This window comes from Nocardia ninae NBRC 108245, assembly GCF_007990755.1.
GTDB lineage: Bacteria > Actinomycetota > Actinomycetes > Mycobacteriales > Mycobacteriaceae > Nocardia > Nocardia ninae.
The window spans coordinates 80,215-98,415 of record NZ_BJXA01000021.1 but is presented as its reverse complement, the minus strand read 5'-3'; the positions used below and the strand labels follow the sequence as shown (position 1 = coordinate 98,415).

Genomic DNA, 18,201 nt, shown 5'->3' with positions numbered 1-18,201 from the left:
TCCACGCCGCCGCAGGCCCACCTCGGACACGGCACTCTCCTCAACACTCGGCAAACCTCGACGCTATCGGTGGCGAGGGTGCCGAGGGGAGAGTTAGAAACGCCGTGAACTTAATCGGTCGCCGCGGGTCCGCGAGGTGCCGATCACCCTATTCCGTTGACACTTCCATTCATGCCGTTCATGCCGACGTGCTCCCCGATGTTGCCCGCCAGCCACTGGTTCTGCGCCAATGTCTCGAAAACACAGATGAGCAACAGTTTTCGACTGCGCCTGCTCACCGAGTACTCCAGATCGGGCGCGGCTTCCGGGCCGCGCAGCGCACTGCTGATGCCTTTGCGCAGGTTCGGTTCCGAGAGCAGCCAGAACAATTCCGGACCGATCAACACCGACTGCCCGCCGGTCTCGTGGAACCAGCGACCGGCGAATTCGATCAACAGGTCGGTGAACGCGTCCCCGCTTTCCACCGCATCGGTGAGTTGGCTCAGCGCACCCGAACGATCCACGCTGCTCTGGATCACCGAGGCGAGCCTGCTTGCTACTTCACGAAACTGATCGACGTCCTGGTCCTGCCAGACTGTTAGAGACATTGTTTTTCTCCATCGAAGTAGTCGAGCGTGAGTGAATAACTACCCGGACGTCGCGGCGTGATTATCGGTGGTTGACCAGCTTTCGGCCGTCGGCGTCGAAGGTGTTGAAACGCATCGGGGTGTTCGGCCCGGTGGCGAAGGGTGCCGCGGGCCCGGTCTGCGGGTGGTCGTTGCCGTTGCTCGGTGCGTGTCCGTTGCTCTGTGCGTGCCCGTTGGCCGTTGTCTGCCCGTTGCTCAGGGTGTGGCCGTTGAGCTGCGGCGACGTCACCAGATCCGGGGCATCATCGACCGCGAGTTGCTCGGATTCCGCGACGACGGTGGCGCGTCGTGTCGCACTGTTGCGTGCCAGCAGGATGAGGGTCAGGTGCACCGCGAAGAGCAGGGTCAGTGGCATTCCGGCATAGATGATCAACGACACCGGCCCGCCGCCGATTTCCCGCGCGTATTCGATATTTCCGGCGACCGAAACCAGCGTCGAGACCACGAAAAGGCCCGTCGCATACCACCATCCCGCACTGCGTTTGGGAAATGACGCGGTGGCGACGATGGAGCCGACAACGAGGCCGTCGATGGCGATCGGCACATTCGCCGCCAGTTCGGGTTCCACCAAGTTGCGAACGGCCAGATGGTGCAGTGCGGCAAAAGACATCTCGAACGCCTTGAGCGCCACTACCGAGGAAACGATCAGCGACAGATACAACGGGCGCGGCCATAGCAGGCTGCGCCAGCGGGCCCAAATCGGTGGACGGCGTGGCATTACCGGCTGCGTCATTGATTCGGCAGGTGACCCCGGCGTGATCGTCGTCATAGCGGGGAGCGTAGCGTGCAAATAGCCGCAGACCCCGGAGCCTATCGGTCGAGTCGTGTTTGTCGATCAATCACGACGCGACCTGGCATTGTGCTGCCCGCAGGCGGAGTAACCTACGCGCGCAAGCGTTCGCGGCGCAATTGCTCGACCTCCGGCATCGGCAGCGGCGCCAATTCCGCGACGCCCAGCGCACGCGCCAGCAACAAGTCGGCGAGTTCGGGATTGCGGGCCAATGCGGGGCCGTGCATGTAGGTGCCGATCACCGAACCCTGCACCACGCCTTCGAGCCCGTCACCGACGCCGTTGCCGATCCCGCGGGTCACCCGGGCCAGACCGGTCGCGTCACCGCCGAGTTTTGTGCCGCCCCGGTGGTTTTCGAAACCGGTCAGCGCCGCGCTGAGCCCGGCGAGCAGGGGAGCGGTGGTCACCTCGCCGATCGCGCGCTTGGCCTGCGGCGCGGTGGTGACGTCGATCATGCCGACGCCGTCGACCCGCTCGCCGGTGGACGTCTCGTACCACTGGCCGAGTACCTGGATGGCGGCGCAGATGGCCAGCACCGGAGTGCCTTTCGCGGCCGCCTGTTGCAGGCCCGGGTAGCGCTGCAGGTGCCGGGTCGCCAGCCGCTGCGCCGAATCTTCCGCACCGCCAAGGGTGTAGATGTCCAGCGACTCGGGAACCGGGTCGGCCAGCGTGATCTCGACGACCTCGGCGTCGTAGCCGCGCAGCCGCAGCCGCTGCCGCAGCACCAGCGCGTTTCCCCCGTCGCCGTAGGTGCCCATCACATCGGGCAGCACGAGACCGATGCGGACGGTCGATTCAGTCATTGCTTCGCCTCGAGGTCGCGGTTGAGATCCCGGAATGCGGTGTAGTTTGCCAGCACCTCGACGTGGCCCGCCGGGCAGGAGGCGATGGCGCGCAACGGGTTCGGCACCGTGGTGTGTTCGACGCCGGCGTAGGTGAGGCGCACCGCGAGATCGGTGGCCCGCTCGCCGGATGCGACCACCTGCACGCCCTCGAAGTGCTCGAACCGCACGTCCCACAGCCAGGACAGGTCCTCGCCGTCGGGCACCTGCCCGTTCACCGCGATCACCAGTCCGGCCGAGGCGGGCTCGATCATCGACAGCGCTTCCTGCCAGCCCGCCGGGTTCTTCGCCAGCAGCAGTCGCGCGGCATGCTCACCGACCTGCACCGTCCGGTAGCGGCCCGCGATCTCGCGCACCGTGCCGGTCGCGGTGACCGCGGCCGCCGGATCGGCGCCGAGGGCGATCGCCGCGGCCACCGCCTGTGCGGCATTGCCCCGGTTGGCCCGGCCGGGCAGCGCCAGTTTCAGCGGGAACCGCAGACCGTCGGGGCCGACCAGGTCGTCCCCGTCCAGCCACCAATCAGGTTCGGGCCGTTCAAAATCCGCGCCGGTGCTACGCCAGTGCGAACCCTCCCAGAGGATCGGCTCACCACTGCGCGGGCAGCTGGTCGCGTCCATCGACCAACCGCTGCCCGCGGCCACCCACACCACGTTCGGGTGGTCGTAGGCGATCGAGGTCACCAGCACGTCGTCGCAGTTGGCGATCACCACGGTGTCCGGATGCCGAGCCAGGCCCGCGCGCAGCTTGCGCTCGATCATGTTGATCTCGCCGACCCGGTCCAGCTGGTCGCGGCTCAGGTTCAGCAGCACGACGGCGGCCGGGTCGAGCGCGTCGGTGACGTGCGGCAGGTGCAGCTCGTCCACCTCGATCGCGGCGAGCGGCGCGTCCCGGTGCACGCTGAGCGCGGCCACGATGCCCGCGTCCATATTGGCGCCGTCGGCCTGGGTGGCGACCGCGCCGAGCGTGCTCAGCGCGGCGGTGGTCATCCTGGTCGTGGTCGACTTGCCGTTGGTGCCGGTGATCAGCACCGTGCGCTTGCCACGGCCGAGCTGGCCCATGATCGTCTTGTCGATCTGCAGGGCGATGAGCCCGCCGATCATCGATCCCTTGCCGCGCCCCGCCTTCTGCGAGGCCCACGACGCTGCCGCCGCCGCCCGCAGTGCAATACGCCCACGCACCGAAATGTCTGCCACGCCGCGAGTCTATGTTCGGCGCCGGTTCCCGGCGCGGCCCGGTCCAGTGGCGTAGCCCACCCGGCCGTTCAGCCCTGGTAGAGCTTGGCGTTGTAGTTGGCGGGCGCGTAGTGGTGCTCGAGCTCCTCGATGCTCTCGGTGGTGTCGGCCTGAACTTCCTTGACCAGGTGAGCCCATGACGGCAGGCCGTCGTCGGGCCACTGCCCCGGCTCCCAGAGGTGGCTGCGCAGGAAGGCCTTCGCGCAGTGGAAGAAGATCTGCTCGATCTCGACCTGCACGGCGAGGATCGGGCGGTGGCCGCGCACCACCATGTCGTCGAAGTAGGGGGCGTCACCGACGAGCTCGGCGCGGCCGTTGATCCGCAGGGTCTGGCTGCGGCCCGGGATAACGAACATCAGGCCGACGTGCGGATTGCTGAGGATGTTGAGGTACCCGTCGGCCCGCCGGTTGCCCGGACGCTCGGGAATCGCGAGGGTGCGGTCGTCGAGCACCCGCACGAAGCCCGCCGGATCGCCCTTCGGTGACGCGTCGCAGTTGCCGGCGGCGTCGCTGGTGCTCATCACCAGGAACGGGCTGGCGGCGATCCAGTCGCGGTCCCTGGGGTGCAGCGCGACCCGCTCTTTGTTGGCGGCGCGGGGTGGCACCTCGCCGAGCAGTTGTCGCAGTTCGGTCGGGTCGGTGATCGCACGCATACCCGATTCAAGCATCGTCGTGGCGAATCCGGTGCTGCGGTAGGGCGATCGGTCGCCTCAGAGCTGGAGGTCGAACATGTTGGGCGCGCCCGCGGCGTAGCGGTCGGCGTCGATGCGGCGCAGCGGTTCGAGTTCGGTCGCCCGGTACAGCGTGAACATCCGGCAACGCTCCGCATTCGAGCCCGCCACGTCCAGCAGCGCGTTCACTGCCGCGCGGGCGGATTCGTTGGCACCTTCCATGGTGGCCAGGTCCACATTGGTGCGCACGTAATCGCCGGCGAGGAACAGGTTTTCGAGCGCGCCGTGTGGTTCCGGTCGAAACTCCCACGAGCCCGCGGTATTGATCAGCAGCGGGTCGGCGTTGGTGTTGCGCCGCTGGTCCGGCTGCCAGGTGATGCCGGGGTCGAGGAACCACGAGTGCAGGTCGGCCTCGCGCAGCAGGTCGCCGCGGTCGTCCAGGTGTGCGGTCAGCTGCGCCCAGACCTCGCGGGCGATCTCCTCGTGCGTGCACTCCTTGGCGGGCTTGCCGAACAGGATGCCCGGTGTGTTCCAGTCGGAGATGTCGACCGACAGGCAGTCCTGCACCGTGCCGTCGCCGAACTCGCTGAATTTGCGGGCCCACACCTGGTTCTGATTGATCGAGGTGAGTGCCCACGGCGCGTCGATGTAGGCGGTGTGGCCGCGGGAGATGTCGGCGGGGGTGCGCAGATAGAACTGGATGCCGTTCATCCAGTCGCTGAAAAGCCGGTCCATCGCGGCCAATTCGGGCCGCACGGCCAGCACGTCGGGCGACCAGAGGGCACGGGCCTGCTCGGCGGGTACGGCGACCACGAAATAGTCGGCGTCGATGGTGCGTTGGGTGCCGGTGCGGTCCACGATGCGGGCCGCGGCGATCCGGCGGTCGCGCACCTCGAGCCCGCGCACCTCGGCGCCGAGCTCGAACTGCACGCCGAGCTCGCGCATCCGCTGCAGCCACGGGTCGATCCAGACGGCGTTGGTCGGCCCGTTCAGGACTCGGTCGAGTCCGCCGTCGTTGCCGATCTCAGCCGGATTGCCCAGGAACTGTTCGCCCATGTTGCCGATGGTGCGGACGCTGGCGACGTCTTCCTTCGCGGCGACCATGATGCTGGTCAGCGTGCGCGAGAGCAGCGCGCGGAATTCGTGGGAGCGCTCGTGGCCGCCGACATAGTCGCGCCAGGAGGTGTGTTCCCACTGGCCGAGGCGGCGGGCATCGCAGCTGCTGTTGAACACCAGCAGGCGATTGGCGAAGTAGAGGCCTTCGCTGCCAGGCATTTTGAGGGTGGTGGCGAGGGCAGCGCCGAGCGTTTCCCGGAAACTGTCCGGGTTGAACGCCATACGGGCCCGTGGGCCCAGCGGCAGCCGGAAATCGTCGCCGTCGCGCCGGGCGAAGCGCGCCTCCGGCACCGCGACCAGGTTGTTCCACACGCCATTGGGGTTGTCCGCGAACGGGATCCGGCGCATGGTGTCCGGCACGTGTTGATAGAAGCCGGGGAAGAACCGGAAACCGTGCTCGCCGGGTAACTCCGGCCTGCCGCCGGAAGCGGTGCCCGGCACCGGCACGCTGCGCGCCTTGCCGCCCCAGGCGCGGCGCTCGAAAATCGTTACCTGGAAACCGCGTTCGATCAGTTCGTGCGCCGCGGTCAAGCCCGCTACGCCACCGCCGAGAACCGCGACCTGCCTACCGCCCGGACTACCGGCGGCAGGACCCGATCTCAGTGCACCGGTCAGCAGTGCCCCCGCCGTCGCTACCCCCGCTGTAGCCGTTCCGCGAAGCACTGTCCTCCGCGATACGGTCCACCGATCATCTGCCATGCGCCGCACTGTGCCTAGCCTCGGGACCTTTGTTACACGTTGTCACTACTGTAAAGCGGCAGGTCCGCACCGGCGTACCCGCCCCGTGCCTGGCCCGAGGTGAAGGCTGATTCGGACGGCGGATGTGAGCATAGCGATATTCGGGTTCGGATAGGCGAACCTGTGATGACGGTTTCTCGAACCCGTTGGCACACATAAATATCCGCGCCGTTTCGGGATTCGGCACAGCGGTCGTCGCCAGGCCCGCTCCGCGTGGGCCCGGCGCGCGACGTTGTCAACGGGAGTCTCAGGTCTGCACGAGTTGCGATGTGGAAGGCCGGCGCCCGGCGGCGGCATCGAGCTCTACCGCTTGATCGGCGGCCACCGCCGGGCGGTGGCCCGAGGTCGCGGCGAACGCGCCCGCGATGACGATGACACCACCGAGCAGTGCCAGCGGCGTCGGCGTCTCGTCGAGGAACATCCACGCGGCGGCGATGCCGACGACCGGAACCAGCAGCGTCAACGGCGCGACGATGCCGGCGGGGTAGCGGCTCATCAAATAGGTCCACAGGCTGCTGCCCACCACGGTCGCGAGCACCGCGATGTAGGCCAGCGCCACCAGGGCGGGCCAGCCTGCGGCGGAGAACGAGTCGGCCACGGCGCGCAGCCCGACGGTCGGCCCTTCGGCAGCGGCGGACAGTGCGAACAGCGGCAGCGGCGGGATGACGGCGATCCACAGTGTCAGGTGCAAAGTGTTGAGCCCCGGCGATTCGAGGGTGGCCCGGCGCGCACCGATATTGCCGAAGGCCCAGCCCAAGCCGCCCGCCAAGGTCAGCAGCACCGGCAGCAGGCTGGCGTGTTCGAGGCGGTCCCAGCCGATCACCGCCATGCCCGCCATCGCGACCACGATTCCTGCGACCTGCACCGGCCGGATCCGCTCGCGCAGGAACAGCGTGCCGAGCAGCACAGTGAACGGTGCGGACGATTGCAGCACCAGGGAGGCGAGCCCGGTCGGCATGCCGGTCCGCATCGCGGTGAACAGGAAGGCGAACTGCAGGATGCCGAAGCCGGTGCCGTACAGCAGGATCCAGCGCATCCGCACCTTCGGGCGCGGGACGAAGAGCAGGACCGGCACCGCGATGACCGCGAAGCGCAGCGCGGCGAAGAAGAAGGGCGGGAAGTGATCGAGCCCCACTCGGATGGCGAGGAAGTTCAGTCCCCAGAGCAGGACGACGGTCAGCCCGAGCAGGCGGTCACGAGTGTTCACGCGGTCCATCGTTAGCGTCACGAACGTTCAGGACAATCGAATTGAAGTGGAGTATTGCGGTAGTTTTCCTTCATGATCGCAGCGCGTGACGTCCGGCACTGACGTGGAGCCGTCGATGTCGGTGGATCGGCTGCGCGTGCTGCGCGAATTCGCCGATCGCGGCACCATCGCCGCGGTGGCCGCCGCGCTGTCGATGACGCCCTCGGCCGTCTCCCAGCAGCTCAAGGTGCTGGCCATGGAAGCGGGCGTGGCACTGCTGGAACGCGACGGCCGCCGGGTCCGCCTGACCGACGCGGGTCGCGCGCTGGTGGTGCGCGCCGACGAGGTGCTCGCCGCGCTGGATCGCGCGGTGGCCGAGATGGCGCACTACCGCGGTTCGCCGCGCGGCCGCGTGCGCGTCGCGGTGTTCCCCTCCGGTGGCGCGCTGCTGCTGCCCGCGGTGCTGTCCGCGTTGGCCGACAGCGGTGTCGACCTCGTCGCGAGCGATGTCGACCTGCCGCCGAGCGAGGTGTCGCGGCTGCTCGCCGATTACGACGTGGTGCTGACCCATCGGGACGAGCGCGCCGCGCCGATCGCCGACCCCAGGGTCACCGTGCACCTGCTCATGCGCGAACCCATCGATGTGGTTGTCGCGCCGACCCATCGGCTGGCGGGTCGCACCGCGGTGACCCCCGAGGAGCTGGCCGACGAGACCTGGCTGAGCGTTCGTGGCGGCTTCCCGATCGATGACGTGCAGCGCTCGATCGCCACCCTGACCGGGGTTCAACCGCGAATAGCTCAGCGACTCAACGACTTCCGCGTCATCGAAAATTTGGTCGCCAGTGGGTACGGAGTCGCGTTGATGCCCCGCTATTCGGTGGCCCACCCCGAGCTCTCCGTGCTGCTGCTCACCGGCGTCCGCGCCGCCCGCCTGTTCGAACTGGCGATCCGCCCCCGCGCCGAAGGCAGCCCCGCCATCGCCGCGGTGATCGCGGCTTTCCGTAACGCTGCGGTCGGCGTCACTGCCGAATCCGGGCCGAACGGGCGATAATTCGCCGACGAGGTCATTGTCGAGTATCTACAGTCGGACTTGCGACGCTCGGCGGACCGGCTCACGAAAGCACTGGTACAGCCGTCGGTCGTAGAGCTTAGGGTCTGAATCCCGTTGCGTCGTTGGCACATTCTCACAACATCCGAGCCCGCTCTGTGAGAGTTCCGTACATGCCCCGATCGTGCGACAGCCAAATAGATTGCAGGACAGTCCAGCCGAACCGATGAAGGATTTTCGACACGATGCGTGATATCTCCGAGTTCTCCACCCGTAACGGCGGATTCCGAAGCGTGGTGGTGACCGCGGTCGAGGTGTCCTCCGCCCTCGGCGCCGATGCGGAGTCCACCTGGAAGGGGTTGGTGGCGGGCGAGAGTGGTGTCCGGGCGCTCGACGACGCGGAGATCGAGAGCAGGCAGCTGCCGATCAATATCGGCGCGCAGTTCAAGAGCGACCCGACCGCCGAGCTCGATCGGATCAAGAAGCGGCGCATGTCCTACGTCCAGCAGGTCGCCTATGTGATGGGTAAGCGCGTCTGGGAAACCCTGGGCGCACCCGAGGTGGACCAGGACCGGCTCGGCATCTCGATCGGCACCGGCATCGGCGGCGCCGAGGTCATCGTCGACTCGAACGACCTGCTGCGGGATCAGAGTTATCGCAAGGTCTCACCGTTCGCCATCCCGATGGCCATGCCGAACGGTCCCGCCGCGGTGGTCGGGCTGGAACTCGGCGCGCGAGCGAGTGTGGTGACGCCGGTGTCGGCCTGCTCGTCGGGGTGCGAAGCGCTGGTGCACGCGTGGCGGTCGATCATCCTCGGTGAGGCCGACATCATTGTCGCCGGTGGCGTCGAGGGGCGGATCAATGCCCTTGCGCTGGCGGGCTTTACGAATATGCGCGCCCTGAGTTCGCGGGTGGCCGAGCCGGAGCGCGCGTCGCGCCCGTTCGACCGCGACCGGGACGGTTTCGTCTTCGGTGAATCCGCGGCCCTGCTCGTGCTGGAGTCCGAGGAGCACGCCCTGGCGCGCGGTGCCCGCCCGCTGGCCAGGTTGCTCGGGGCGGGCTTGACCGCCGACGGATACCACCTGGTGGCACCGGATCCCGAGGGTCGCGGCAATGCCCGCGCCATGCGCCGTGCGCTGCAGACCGCGGGCGTCGACGGCACCGAGGTCGACCATGTCAACGCGCACGCCACCGGAACGCCGTTCGGAGATCTGGCCGAGGCCAAGGGAATCGCCGCCGCCATCGGCAAGCATCCCGCCGTCTACGCGCCCAAATCGGCGCTCGGTCATTCGGCGGGCGCGGTCGGTGCGCTGGAGGCGGCGATCTCGGTGCTGACCCTGCGCGACGGGGTGATACCGCCGACCCTGAATCTCGAAAATCAGGACGCCGACATCGATCTCGACATCGTCAGCGGCGCAGCGCGTTACGCGGACATCCAGTACGTGATGAACAACTCGTACGGCTTCGGCGGCCACAATGCCGCGGTGCTGTTCGGGAAGTACTAGGCGAAAAGACTGCGGCCCCGATGTGAATGCATCGGGGCCGCAACGTCTTTCGGTCGTTCAGTGACCCATCGGGCCGGGGTGGTGGTACTGCTGCGCGCCGACGTAACCGAAGTCGTCGGCGACCATCGCGGCCAGCTCCAGCAGGGCGCGGCGGGTCGGCTTGCTCACCAGCTCCAGGTCGATCTCCGCGCCTTCGGCGAGGTGGTCGTCGAAGGGCACCACCTGGACCGCGCGGGTGCGGTCGAGGAAGAGCTTGCGGAGCTGGTCCAGGTCGACGGTGGAGGCGCCGCGGCGGGAGGCGTTGACCACGACGACGGTGCGCTCGACGAGCTTGCCGTAGCCGTGGTGGTCCAGCCAGTCCAGCGTGGCCGAGGCGCTGCGCGCGCCGTCGATGGCGGGGGAGGTGACCAGCACGAGGGAGCTGGCCATGTCCAGCACGCCTGCCATGGCCGAGTGCATCAGACCGGTGCCGCAGTCGGTCAGGATGATGTTGTAGAACGACTGCAGGATGCCGATGGCCTTGCGGTAATCGGCCTCGCTGAACGCCTCGGAGACCGCCGGATCCTGTTCGCTGGCAAGCACTTCCAGGCGACTCGGCGCCTGCGAGGTGTGTGCGCGCACGTCCGAGTACCTGCTGATGTGCTGATCCTCGAGCAGGTTGCGCACGGTGGACCGGGTCTGCCGGGGCACCCGGTGCGCCAGCGTGCCGAGGTCGGGGTTGGCGTCGATCGCGATGACACGGTCACCGCGCAGCGACGCGAACGTGGAGCCGAGGCCGACCGTGGTGGTGGTCTTGCCGACGCCACCCTTGAGCGACAGGATCGCGATCCGATAGTCGCCGCGCACCGGCTGATTCACCCGGTCGACGAGGTCGCGGTAGACGACGTCGGCCGCGGACTCACCCGGGTTGAGCACACCACCGGTGGCCTTGTGCACCGCACGCCGCCACCCGCTGCGCGGTGCCCGGCGGGCCCGCTTGAGCAGGTTCAGGTCGTTGACCGAGTGACCGGGCTGCCCCGGCGCGGGCACATGCTGCGGCTGGAACGGCTGCGCGGGCTGGTGCGGGTTCGGTCCGCCCTGCCAGCTCGGCGGGGGCACCTGTCCCATCGCGGGCGGCTGCTGCTGCCCCATCGGCGCGGGCGGCTGCTGGTACGTGGGCTGCGGTGGCGGCTGGTGGGTCACCGGCGGTGGCGGCGGCGCCCAGCTGTAGATGGGCGCGGCCTGTTGTTCGGCTTGCGGCGCAGCGGCTTCGGAGTGTTCCTGCGGCACCCGCCGGACCAGCCCGTCGGGGCCGATCTCCTGGCGGTATTCGCCGTAGCCGGAGTTCTGCGGTTCGGGCGCGATCTGGTGACTACCGCTGTGCGCGGCGGCCGGCTGGTACTGGCCGGTCTGATACGGCTCATATGCGCCGGGTGGCGCGAACGGTCCGGCGTTCGGCGGCGCGTAGCCGCCGTACTGCTGCTCGGCCTGGGCAGGCGGCGCGAATCCCTCGGGCGGGCCGTAGGACTGCTGCGACATCGCGTGCGGGTAGGACACGGTCTGGTCGGTCGAGCCGCTGAACTCGGGCTCGGCCGGCTCCTGCTCCGGCTGGGCCGGCGCCTCGGCCGTCTCGGACTCGGCCACTTCCACGTCGCCGGACTGCTCCGCCGACGGATCGGCGGCGGGCTCCGACTCTTTCGCGTCGGCCGTGTCCACCGATTGACTCTGCAGCCAGGGCGGTGAGGTCGGGTTGTGGTCGTTTGTTGTCACAGTTCCCCCATCTGCTCGGGACTACGAGCAGAGAGCTCGGCGCTTGAGTGCGAAACCAACGCTAGCACGGGGTTCGCGGGCTCGCGTCGCGGTATGGACGGCAGACGCGCATGGATGACACACCGCCGATATCTGGTCTCCGACAGCAAGATCGAGAGCCGGATGCCGGGCCGATCGAACGACCTCCGCATCCGGCTCTACCGTACTCGACCTGCGCTATCGGTGTGCACGGTTGGCCAAGGAGCCCACCGCGCACCGATGCGGTTGCTACCGGTGTGCGCGGTTCACCGCGGAGACCACCGCGCGCAACGACGCCGTGGTGATGGAGGTGGCGATGCCGACGCCCCACACCACCTTGTCGCCGATCGCGCACTCCACGTAGGCGGCCGCTTGCGCGTCGTCACCGGCGGACATGGCGTGCTCGGAGTAGTCCAGCACACGGACGTCGAAGCCGACGGTCGCGATCGCGTCCACGAACGCGGCGAGCGGGCCGTTACCGGTGCCGGTGATCTCCTGCTCGGTGCCGTCGACCTTCACCACCGCCGCGATGGTGTCGGTGCCGCCGTCGGTTTCGGACGCGGTGACCTTCTGCCGGATCCGCTCCAGCGGCCGGATCGGGCTCAGGTACTCGTCGGCGAAGACGTCCCACATCTCCTTGGGCGTGACCTCGCCGCCCTCGCCGTCGGTGATCCGCTGGACCGCCTGGGAGAACTCGATCTGCAACCTGCGCGGCAGCGCCAGGCCGTGATCGGTCTTCATGATGTAGGCGACGCCGCCCTTGCCGGACTGCGAGTTGACCCGGATGACGGCCTCGTAGGTGCGGCCGACGTCCTTCGGGTCGATCGGCAGGTACGGCACCGCCCAGGTGATGTCGTCCACGTCGGCGTCCGCGTCGTCGGCGGCGACCTTCATCGCGTCCAGGCCCTTGTTGATGGCGTCCTGGTGACTGCCGGAGAACGCGGTGTAGACCAGGTCGCCGCCGTACGGGTGGCGCTCGGCGACCGGCAACTGGTTGCAGTACTCGACGGTGCGGCGGATCTCGTCGATATCGGAGAAGTTGATCTGCGGGTCGACGCCGCGGGAGAACAGATTCATGCCCAGGGTGACCAGGCAGACGTTGCCGGTGCGCTCACCGTTGCCGAACAGGCAGCCCTCGATCCGGTCCGCGCCGGCCTGGTAGCCCAGCTCGGCGGCGGCCACGGCGGTGCCGCGGTCGTTGTGCGGGTGCAGCGACAGCACGATCGAGTCGCGGCGGGCCAGGTTGCGGCTCATCCACTCGATCGAGTCGGCGTAGACGTTCGGCGTGGCCATCTCGACGGTCGCGGGCAGGTTGATGATCAGCGGCTTGGCCGGGGTCGGCGCGATGATCTCGGAGACCGCGTCGCAGACCTCCTTGGCGTATGCCAGCTCGGTGCCGGTGTAGGACTCCGGGCTGTATTCATAGCGCCAGTTGGTGTCGGGGTAGCGCTGCTCGATCTCCAGGCACAACGTCGCGGCGTCGGTGGCGATCTTCTTGACCGCGGCCCGGTCCGCGCGGAACACCACTTTCCGCTGCAGGATCGAGGTGGAGTTGTAGAAGTGCACGATCACGTTCTGGGCGCCCGCGCAGGCCTCGAAGGTGCGCTCGATCAGCTCGGCGCGACACTGCGTCAGCACCTGGATGGTGACGTCGTCGGGGATCGCGCCGTCCTCGATGATCTCGCGGACGAAGTCGAAGTCGGTCTGGCTGGCCGACGGGAAGCCGACCTCGATCTCCTTGTAGCCCATCCGCACCAGCAGGTCGAACATGCGGCGCTTGCGGGCCGGGCTCATCGGGTCGATCAGGGCCTGGTTGCCGTCGCGCAGGTCGACGGCGCACCAGCCGGGCGCGACATCGATGATCTTGTCGGGCCAGCTGCGGTCGGGCACCGTGATCGGCTCGACCTCCTCGGCGAAGGGCCGGTACCGGAAGGTCGGCATCGAGGAGTTCTTCTGCGTGTTCCAGGCGGGCTGGTCGCCGGGGGCAGGCTTGGAGGGCGGCGTGATGGTGCGCGCGCCGGATACGAAAGCGTCAGCAGGGGACATGGCGATTTCTCCGAGGGTGTGGTGTTTCCCAAAGGGTGGGTCGACCGGCGCGGCAAAACCCCGCGGCGGGAGCCGGTCCGATCAGACCCCGTCGCGGCGGCTGAGAAGAAGTGCCCGCTGCATGATTCGGCGAGTTTACCGTGTGGCAATACACCTGCGGAACCCCGGTCCCGTCGTCGGGTCATCCGACGTTGCGGCTAGCGTTCGCGCCGGAAGCAAACGCTTGTACGGATCTGGCGATCCGACGGGACGTCGAACGGACTCGGGCATGACTTGGTTAGAACAACTGGCGGTCTTCGGTGCGGGCATCGCCGCGGGCGGCATCAACACGATCGTGGGGTCGGGCACCCTGATCACCTTCCCGGTACTGCTCGCCTTCGGGCTGCCGCCGGTGACCGCGAATGTGTCGAACACAATCGGCCTCGTCCCCGGCTCGATCAGCGGCGTGCACGGCTATCGCCGGGAACTCGCCGGACAGCGTGAACGGCTGCTCCGCTTCGGCACCGCGTCGCTGCTCGGCGGCATCACCGGCGCGATACTGCTGCTCACCCTGCCCCCCGGCGCGTTCAAGGCGATCGTGCCGGTGCTGATCATCGCGGCGCTGGTGCTGGTCGTGGTGCAGCCGCGGCTCTCGCGCTGGGTGAAGCTGCGGCGGGAGAACGGCGACAGCCCGGCGCCCAAACACGGCGGTCCGATCCTGTTCGTGGCGATCTTCGCCACCGGCATCTACGGCGGTTACTTCGGCGCGGCGCAGGGCGTGTTGCTGATGGGGCTGCTCGGGGTGTTCGTGCACGAGGACATGCAGCGCCTCAACGGCATCAAGAATGTGCTCGCGATGCTGGTCAACGGGGTGGCCGCGGTCATCTTCATCGTGATCGCCGACGTGGACTGGCGGGCGGTGCTGCTGATCGCGCTCGGCTCGATCATCGGCGGACAACTCGGTGCGAAGATGGGCAGGCGGATGCCGCCGACCGCGTTGCGCGCGGTCATCGTCGTGGTCGGCCTTATCGCGGTGGTCCGATTGTTGATGACTTAGGAGGTGGCGCGTGGGGTCGACGAACCGCAGCCTGGGCCTGGTTCCGGCGTAGTGGTGCGCTCAGGGTCGAGGGCACCGCAATTCTCAGGGTGCAATTCATCCCTACGACGGACGACTGCCGCGCCGTTGCGGCACAAGATGATCGGTATGCGTGGGTGGAGGATCGTCGTCGTTGCCGCACTGGCCGCGGCGCTGGCAGTGAGCGGTTGCGGCACGCCCGCCAAGCATGAACAGGCGGTGGCCGATCTGGTCGCCCAGGCCGATGCCGCGCCGACGCCCCGGCTGGACTGGGTGCCGTGCCAGGAGAAGGCGCTGAGCAAGCTGCAATGCGCGACGGCGGCGGTGCCGGTCGACTACGCGCAGCCCTCGGGCCCGACCCTCGGGCTCGCACTGGTCCGCCAGCCCGCGACCGATCAGTCACGCCGCATCGGCACCCTCTTCACCGCGGCGGGCGGACCCGGTGCCTCCGGCATCAACTGGGCGAGCAAAGGCGAGATGTTCCCCGGCGAGATCGCGCGCCGGTTCGACGTGGTGACCTTCGATCAGCGCGGTCTCGGGCGCAGCTCGCCGGTCCGCTGCTTCGCCGATACCGAAGCGGCGCAACGATTCTGGTCCGGTGTGCGGCTGCCGCCGGTGGGGGTCGAGCAGGCGGCCGCGCAGGCGCGCGCCAGCCGGGACCTGGCGGCCGGTTGCGCCGCGCACAGTCCCGCCCTGCTGCCGCATCTCACCACCGTGGATGCCGCGCGCGACCTGGATCTGCTGCGCCGTGCCGTCGGTGACAAGCGGTTGACCTACGAAGGTGGTTCGTACGCCAGCTATCTCGGCGAGGTGTACGGCGCCGTGTTCGGTGACCGGGTGCGGGCGCTGAGCCTCAGCTCGATGATCGACCCGGACGCGTATACCTCCGACACCCGCACCGAAATCGCCGACGCGGCGGCGGGCACCGAGGAGGTGCTGTCCGAATTCTTCCGGCTGTGCGCTCAGGCCGGCCAGCCGCGCTGTGCTTTCGCGGCGGGCGGCAAAGCGCCGGCTGACCCGATCGAGCAGATTCGCAGCGACCAGAAGCCAAGGGGCGGTGAGGATTTGCGGGCCCGCGACACCGCTCTGCTGGAGCGGTTGCGGCAGGGGCCGGTAGTGGTCGGCGAAGGAGAACGCGCCTGGCCCGTCACCTACGCCGAGGTCATGCCCGCGCACGCGCTGCTGCTGTACGACGCCGAAGACGGCTGGCCCGCCTTGGCCCAGCTGCTGGCCGAACTGGAGCGCGGCGCCGCAGGAAACCCCGATGTGGTGCGCGGGATCCTCGGCGAGAGCACCCTGCCGCCCGCGTTCCTCGACTCGTTCACCGCGATCTCGTGCGCGGACAACACCGTTCCCCGCGACCCGGAGCAGTGGCCCGCGCTGGCAGCGGAATTGGGCGCGAACGGACCCACTTTCGCCGCGTTCTGGCTGTACCTGCGGCAACCGTGCGCCGCGTGGCCGTCCCCGCAGGGTGGCTACCCGCAGCGTTACGCGGGTCCGTGGATCCTGCGCTCGGACGTACCCGCGCTGCTGTTCAACAACCGGTTCGATCCGGCGACGCCGCTGACCGCCGCGCGCAAGGCCCAGCAGGCCCTGGTCAACGCGCGCCTGGTGGTGGTCGAGGGCGGCTACGGGCACGACACCACGTTCGACTGCACCCGGCGACTGCAGGAGCGTTACCTCATCGACCAGCAACTTCCCGCCCCCGGCGCGACCTGCGAAGCCGATCGGCCGCCGTTCGCGGGCTGAGCCGCCGACTCCTGGCGTCCACTTGCCGCGGTGTTTCGTGGCCTGCTCGTCACCTGGCCGTTCCCGCCGCCCGGCGGTCCTCGAGGCTCATCCGGCGGGACAACGGAAGGGGGACAACGGATGACGGGCGGGCGACGACTGTTCAGCCGCCAGGAATACCGGTAATCTGCGCTCGGCCATGCGTGATGAGGGAGGTGGCTGGGTGCGTAGACGCGCCTTCTTCAAAGCTGTTGGTGCAGCCGCGCTGTTCGGTGCTGCCGCGAGCACGTCGCTGCCCGCCCGACCGGCGTCCGCCGACCCGGCCTGGAACCTGCTGTTCCAGTCGTGGGTGCCGGAAATCTTTGCGCCACTACCCGATCCGCCCGAACACTCGCCCGCAATCGTGATCGGCTCCGGTTTCGGCGCGGCGGTCACCGCGTTGCGACTGGCCGAGGCGGGCATCACCAACACGGTGCTGGAGCGCGGGTCGCGCTGGCCCAACGATCCGTGGCGGGAGATCTTCACCGGCGACGACCTGCCGGACGGCCGCGGCTTCTGGCATCGCACCAGTTTCACCGGTGTCAGCAAGGTGCCGATGCGGTTCGCCAGCTTCGGCGGCGTCCTGGACTGCACCGAATACCCCGGCATCGACGTGTGGCGCGCGGCCGCGGTCGGCGGCGGCTCGGTGATCTTCACCGGCGCGATGGTCGCCCCGGAACGGCGCTTCTTCGACCACCTTTTCGGCGGCACCGTCGAATACGGCGAGCTGGATCGCGTCTACTTCCCGCGGGTGCGGGAGATGCTGCGGCTGAGCTCGATGCCGGGCGACATCTACGCCGCCAAGCCGTTCACCCACTCCCGAGCCTGGGACGATCAGGTCCGCAAGGCCGGCTACCAGCCGATGCCCAACGACTCGATCTTCAACTGGGACATCCTGCGCGGCGAGCTGGCGGGTACCACCCGGGCCTCGGCCACCGCCGCCCGCAGCAATCTCGGCAACTCCAACGGCGCCAAATTCGACCTGAACCAGAACTATCTGAAGTACGCCGAGGGCACCGGCCGGTCCGCGATCTTCCCCGGCCACCAGGTCGAGTCCATCGCTCAGGAGCCGGGCGGCCGGTATTCGGTCCGGGTGACGAAGCTGGCGCCGACCGGCGAGGTGCTCGGCACCCGCACCCTCACCTGCGACCGGCTCTTCCTCGGCGCAGGCTCGGTGGGCACCTCGGAGCTGCTGGTCCGAGCCCAGGCGACCGGCGCGCTGCCGAACCTGAACGAGCACATCGGCGACGGCTGGGGCACCAACGGTGATGTGGTCCTCGGCCGCGGCGCGAGCGCGCTGGCCGGCCTCGGCCAGGGCGTGCCCAGCGCCAGCCGGATCTTCGACGAGTCCGGGCTGCCGCTCAGCCTGGAGAGCTGGTACATCCCCGGCATCCCGTTCGAGACGGGTGCGCTCGCCTCGCTCGGCATGGTGCTCGACCCGGCCCGCACCCGGTTCGGCTACGACGCGGCGGCCAATCGGGTCGGGCTGTCCTGGCCGAGCAAGAACCGGGACGAGATGGTGGCCGCCGCCCGCGCGGTCGACCACCGGATCGCCGAACGCGCCGATGCCGTCCTCGAGTACGGCGCCCTCGGCTACGACGCGAACGCCTTGTTCACCGCGCACCCGCTGGGCGGCGCGGTGCTCGGCAAGGCGACCGACGGCTACGGGCGGGTGCACGGACATCCGGGGCTGTATGTGATGGACGGAGCCGCCATTCCGGGTAGCACCGGAACCGTGAACCCGTCGCTGACCATCGCCGCGCTCGCCGAGCGCAATATCGAGGCCATCATCCGCACCGGGAAGTAGACCTAC

14 protein-coding genes are annotated in these 18,201 nt (G+C 68.7%); 5 read left to right on the top strand and 9 right to left on the bottom strand.

Annotated features, from left to right (window positions below; all coding sequences use genetic code 11):
• Positions 1 to 143 precede the first annotated feature (143 nt).
• From NN4_RS17690 to NN4_RS17660, 7 genes are all read right to left on the bottom strand, one after another.
• Positions 144 to 587 carry a hypothetical protein gene (locus NN4_RS17690; protein WP_147132244.1) on the bottom strand — a complete coding sequence of 148 codons (444 nt, stop codon included), beginning with the start codon at positions 585 to 587 and terminating at the stop codon, positions 144 to 146.
• Positions 588 to 648: 61 nt separating this feature from the next.
• Positions 649 to 1,395 (bottom strand): DUF2637 domain-containing protein, encoded by a 747-nt coding sequence (locus NN4_RS17685; protein WP_147132241.1) that lies wholly within the window; start codon positions 1,393 to 1,395, stop codon positions 649 to 651.
• 113 nt (positions 1,396 to 1,508) lie between these two features.
• Entirely contained in the window at positions 1,509 to 2,219 is a 711-nt protein-coding gene (locus tag NN4_RS17680; RefSeq protein ID WP_147132239.1) for a type 1 glutamine amidotransferase, read from the bottom strand.
• Positions 2,216 to 3,451, bottom strand: coding sequence for a MurT ligase domain-containing protein (locus NN4_RS17675; protein ID WP_147132234.1), 1,236 nt, complete (start codon positions 3,449 to 3,451; stop codon positions 2,216 to 2,218). The genes NN4_RS17680 and NN4_RS17675 overlap by 4 nt, the downstream gene beginning before the upstream one ends.
• 68 nt (positions 3,452 to 3,519) lie before the next feature.
• The gene (locus NN4_RS17670) at positions 3,520 to 4,143 is read right to left on the bottom strand and encodes a pyridoxamine 5'-phosphate oxidase family protein (protein WP_147132231.1); all 624 of its coding nucleotides are present in this window, start codon (positions 4,141 to 4,143) and stop codon (positions 3,520 to 3,522) included.
• A gap of 57 nt (positions 4,144 to 4,200) precedes the next feature.
• The gene (locus tag NN4_RS17665) at positions 4,201 to 5,976 is read right to left on the bottom strand and encodes a hydroxysqualene dehydroxylase (RefSeq protein ID WP_147132228.1); all 1,776 of its coding nucleotides are present in this window, start codon (positions 5,974 to 5,976) and stop codon (positions 4,201 to 4,203) included.
• Between the two features lie 286 nt (positions 5,977 to 6,262).
• Positions 6,263 to 7,222, bottom strand: coding sequence for an EamA family transporter (locus tag NN4_RS17660; protein ID WP_147132225.1), 960 nt, complete (start codon positions 7,220 to 7,222; stop codon positions 6,263 to 6,265).
• 115 nt (positions 7,223 to 7,337) lie between these two features.
• On the opposite strand from NN4_RS17660, the gene NN4_RS17655 reads away from it, so the two are divergent.
• Both NN4_RS17655 and NN4_RS17650 read left to right on the top strand, forming a co-directional pair.
• Positions 7,338 to 8,252, top strand: coding sequence for a LysR family transcriptional regulator (locus NN4_RS17655; RefSeq protein WP_147132319.1), 915 nt, complete (start codon positions 7,338 to 7,340; stop codon positions 8,250 to 8,252).
• Between the two features lie 242 nt (positions 8,253 to 8,494).
• Positions 8,495 to 9,754 carry a KasA/KasB family beta-ketoacyl-ACP synthase gene (locus NN4_RS17650; protein ID WP_147132220.1) on the top strand — a complete coding sequence of 420 codons (1,260 nt, stop codon included), beginning with the start codon at positions 8,495 to 8,497 and terminating at the stop codon, positions 9,752 to 9,754.
• A 57-nt stretch (positions 9,755 to 9,811) separates the two neighbouring features.
• On the opposite strand, the gene NN4_RS17645 is transcribed toward NN4_RS17650, so the two are convergent.
• Together NN4_RS17645 and leuA are read right to left on the bottom strand one after the other, a co-directional pair.
• The gene (locus NN4_RS17645; RefSeq protein ID WP_147132217.1) at positions 9,812 to 11,449 is read right to left on the bottom strand and encodes a MinD/ParA family ATP-binding protein; all 1,638 of its coding nucleotides are present in this window, start codon (positions 11,447 to 11,449) and stop codon (positions 9,812 to 9,814) included.
• Between the two features lie 321 nt (positions 11,450 to 11,770).
• Positions 11,771 to 13,567: a 2-isopropylmalate synthase gene (gene leuA, locus NN4_RS17640; protein ID WP_147132214.1), complete on the bottom strand. Its 1,797-nt coding sequence runs from the start codon at positions 13,565 to 13,567 to the stop codon at positions 11,771 to 11,773.
• Between the two features lie 268 nt (positions 13,568 to 13,835).
• Here leuA and NN4_RS17635 point away from each other — a divergent pair, with 268 nt between their 5' ends.
• The 3 genes from NN4_RS17635 to NN4_RS17625 all read left to right on the top strand — a co-directional run bounded on the left by NN4_RS17635 (position 13,836) and on the right by NN4_RS17625 (position 18,195).
• On the top strand, positions 13,836 to 14,603 hold the full coding sequence (locus NN4_RS17635) for a sulfite exporter TauE/SafE family protein (protein WP_135234401.1): 768 nt from the start codon (positions 13,836 to 13,838) through the stop codon (positions 14,601 to 14,603).
• 147 nt (positions 14,604 to 14,750) lie between these two features.
• Positions 14,751 to 16,370 (top strand): alpha/beta hydrolase, encoded by a 1,620-nt coding sequence (locus NN4_RS17630; protein WP_147132211.1) that lies wholly within the window; start codon positions 14,751 to 14,753, stop codon positions 16,368 to 16,370.
• Positions 16,371 to 16,548: 178 nt separating this feature from the next.
• On the top strand, positions 16,549 to 18,195 hold the full coding sequence (locus NN4_RS17625) for a GMC oxidoreductase (RefSeq protein ID WP_246180927.1): 1,647 nt from the start codon (positions 16,549 to 16,551) through the stop codon (positions 18,193 to 18,195).
• Positions 18,196 to 18,201 lie beyond the last annotated feature (6 nt).

Bases quoted from the DNA above. Each gene is read 5' to 3' on its own strand.
- NN4_RS17665 (WP_147132228.1), bottom strand. From the start codon at position 5,976: ATGGCAGATGATCGGTGGACCGTATCGCGGAGGACAGTGCTTCGCGGA.
- NN4_RS17670 (WP_147132231.1), bottom strand. From the start codon at position 4,143: ATGCGTGCGATCACCGACCCGACCGAACTGCGACAACTGCTCGGCGAG.
- NN4_RS17650 (WP_147132220.1), top strand. From the start codon at position 8,495: ATGCGTGATATCTCCGAGTTCTCCACCCGTAACGGCGGATTCCGAAGC.
- NN4_RS17680 (WP_147132239.1), bottom strand. From the start codon at position 2,219: ATGACTGAATCGACCGTCCGCATCGGTCTCGTGCTGCCCGATGTGATG.
- NN4_RS17655 (WP_147132319.1), top strand. From the start codon at position 7,338: ATGTCGGTGGATCGGCTGCGCGTGCTGCGCGAATTCGCCGATCGCGGC.
- NN4_RS17635 (WP_135234401.1), top strand. From the start codon at position 13,836: ATGACTTGGTTAGAACAACTGGCGGTCTTCGGTGCGGGCATCGCCGCG.
- NN4_RS17625 (WP_246180927.1), top strand. From the start codon at position 16,549: ATGCGTGATGAGGGAGGTGGCTGGGTGCGTAGACGCGCCTTCTTCAAA.
- NN4_RS17685 (WP_147132241.1), bottom strand. From the start codon at position 1,395: ATGACGACGATCACGCCGGGGTCACCTGCCGAATCAATGACGCAGCCG.
- NN4_RS17630 (WP_147132211.1), top strand. From the start codon at position 14,751: ATGCGTGGGTGGAGGATCGTCGTCGTTGCCGCACTGGCCGCGGCGCTG.
- NN4_RS17690 (WP_147132244.1), bottom strand. From the start codon at position 587: ATGTCTCTAACAGTCTGGCAGGACCAGGACGTCGATCAGTTTCGTGAA.
- leuA (WP_147132214.1), bottom strand. From the start codon at position 13,567: ATGTCCCCTGCTGACGCTTTCGTATCCGGCGCGCGCACCATCACGCCG.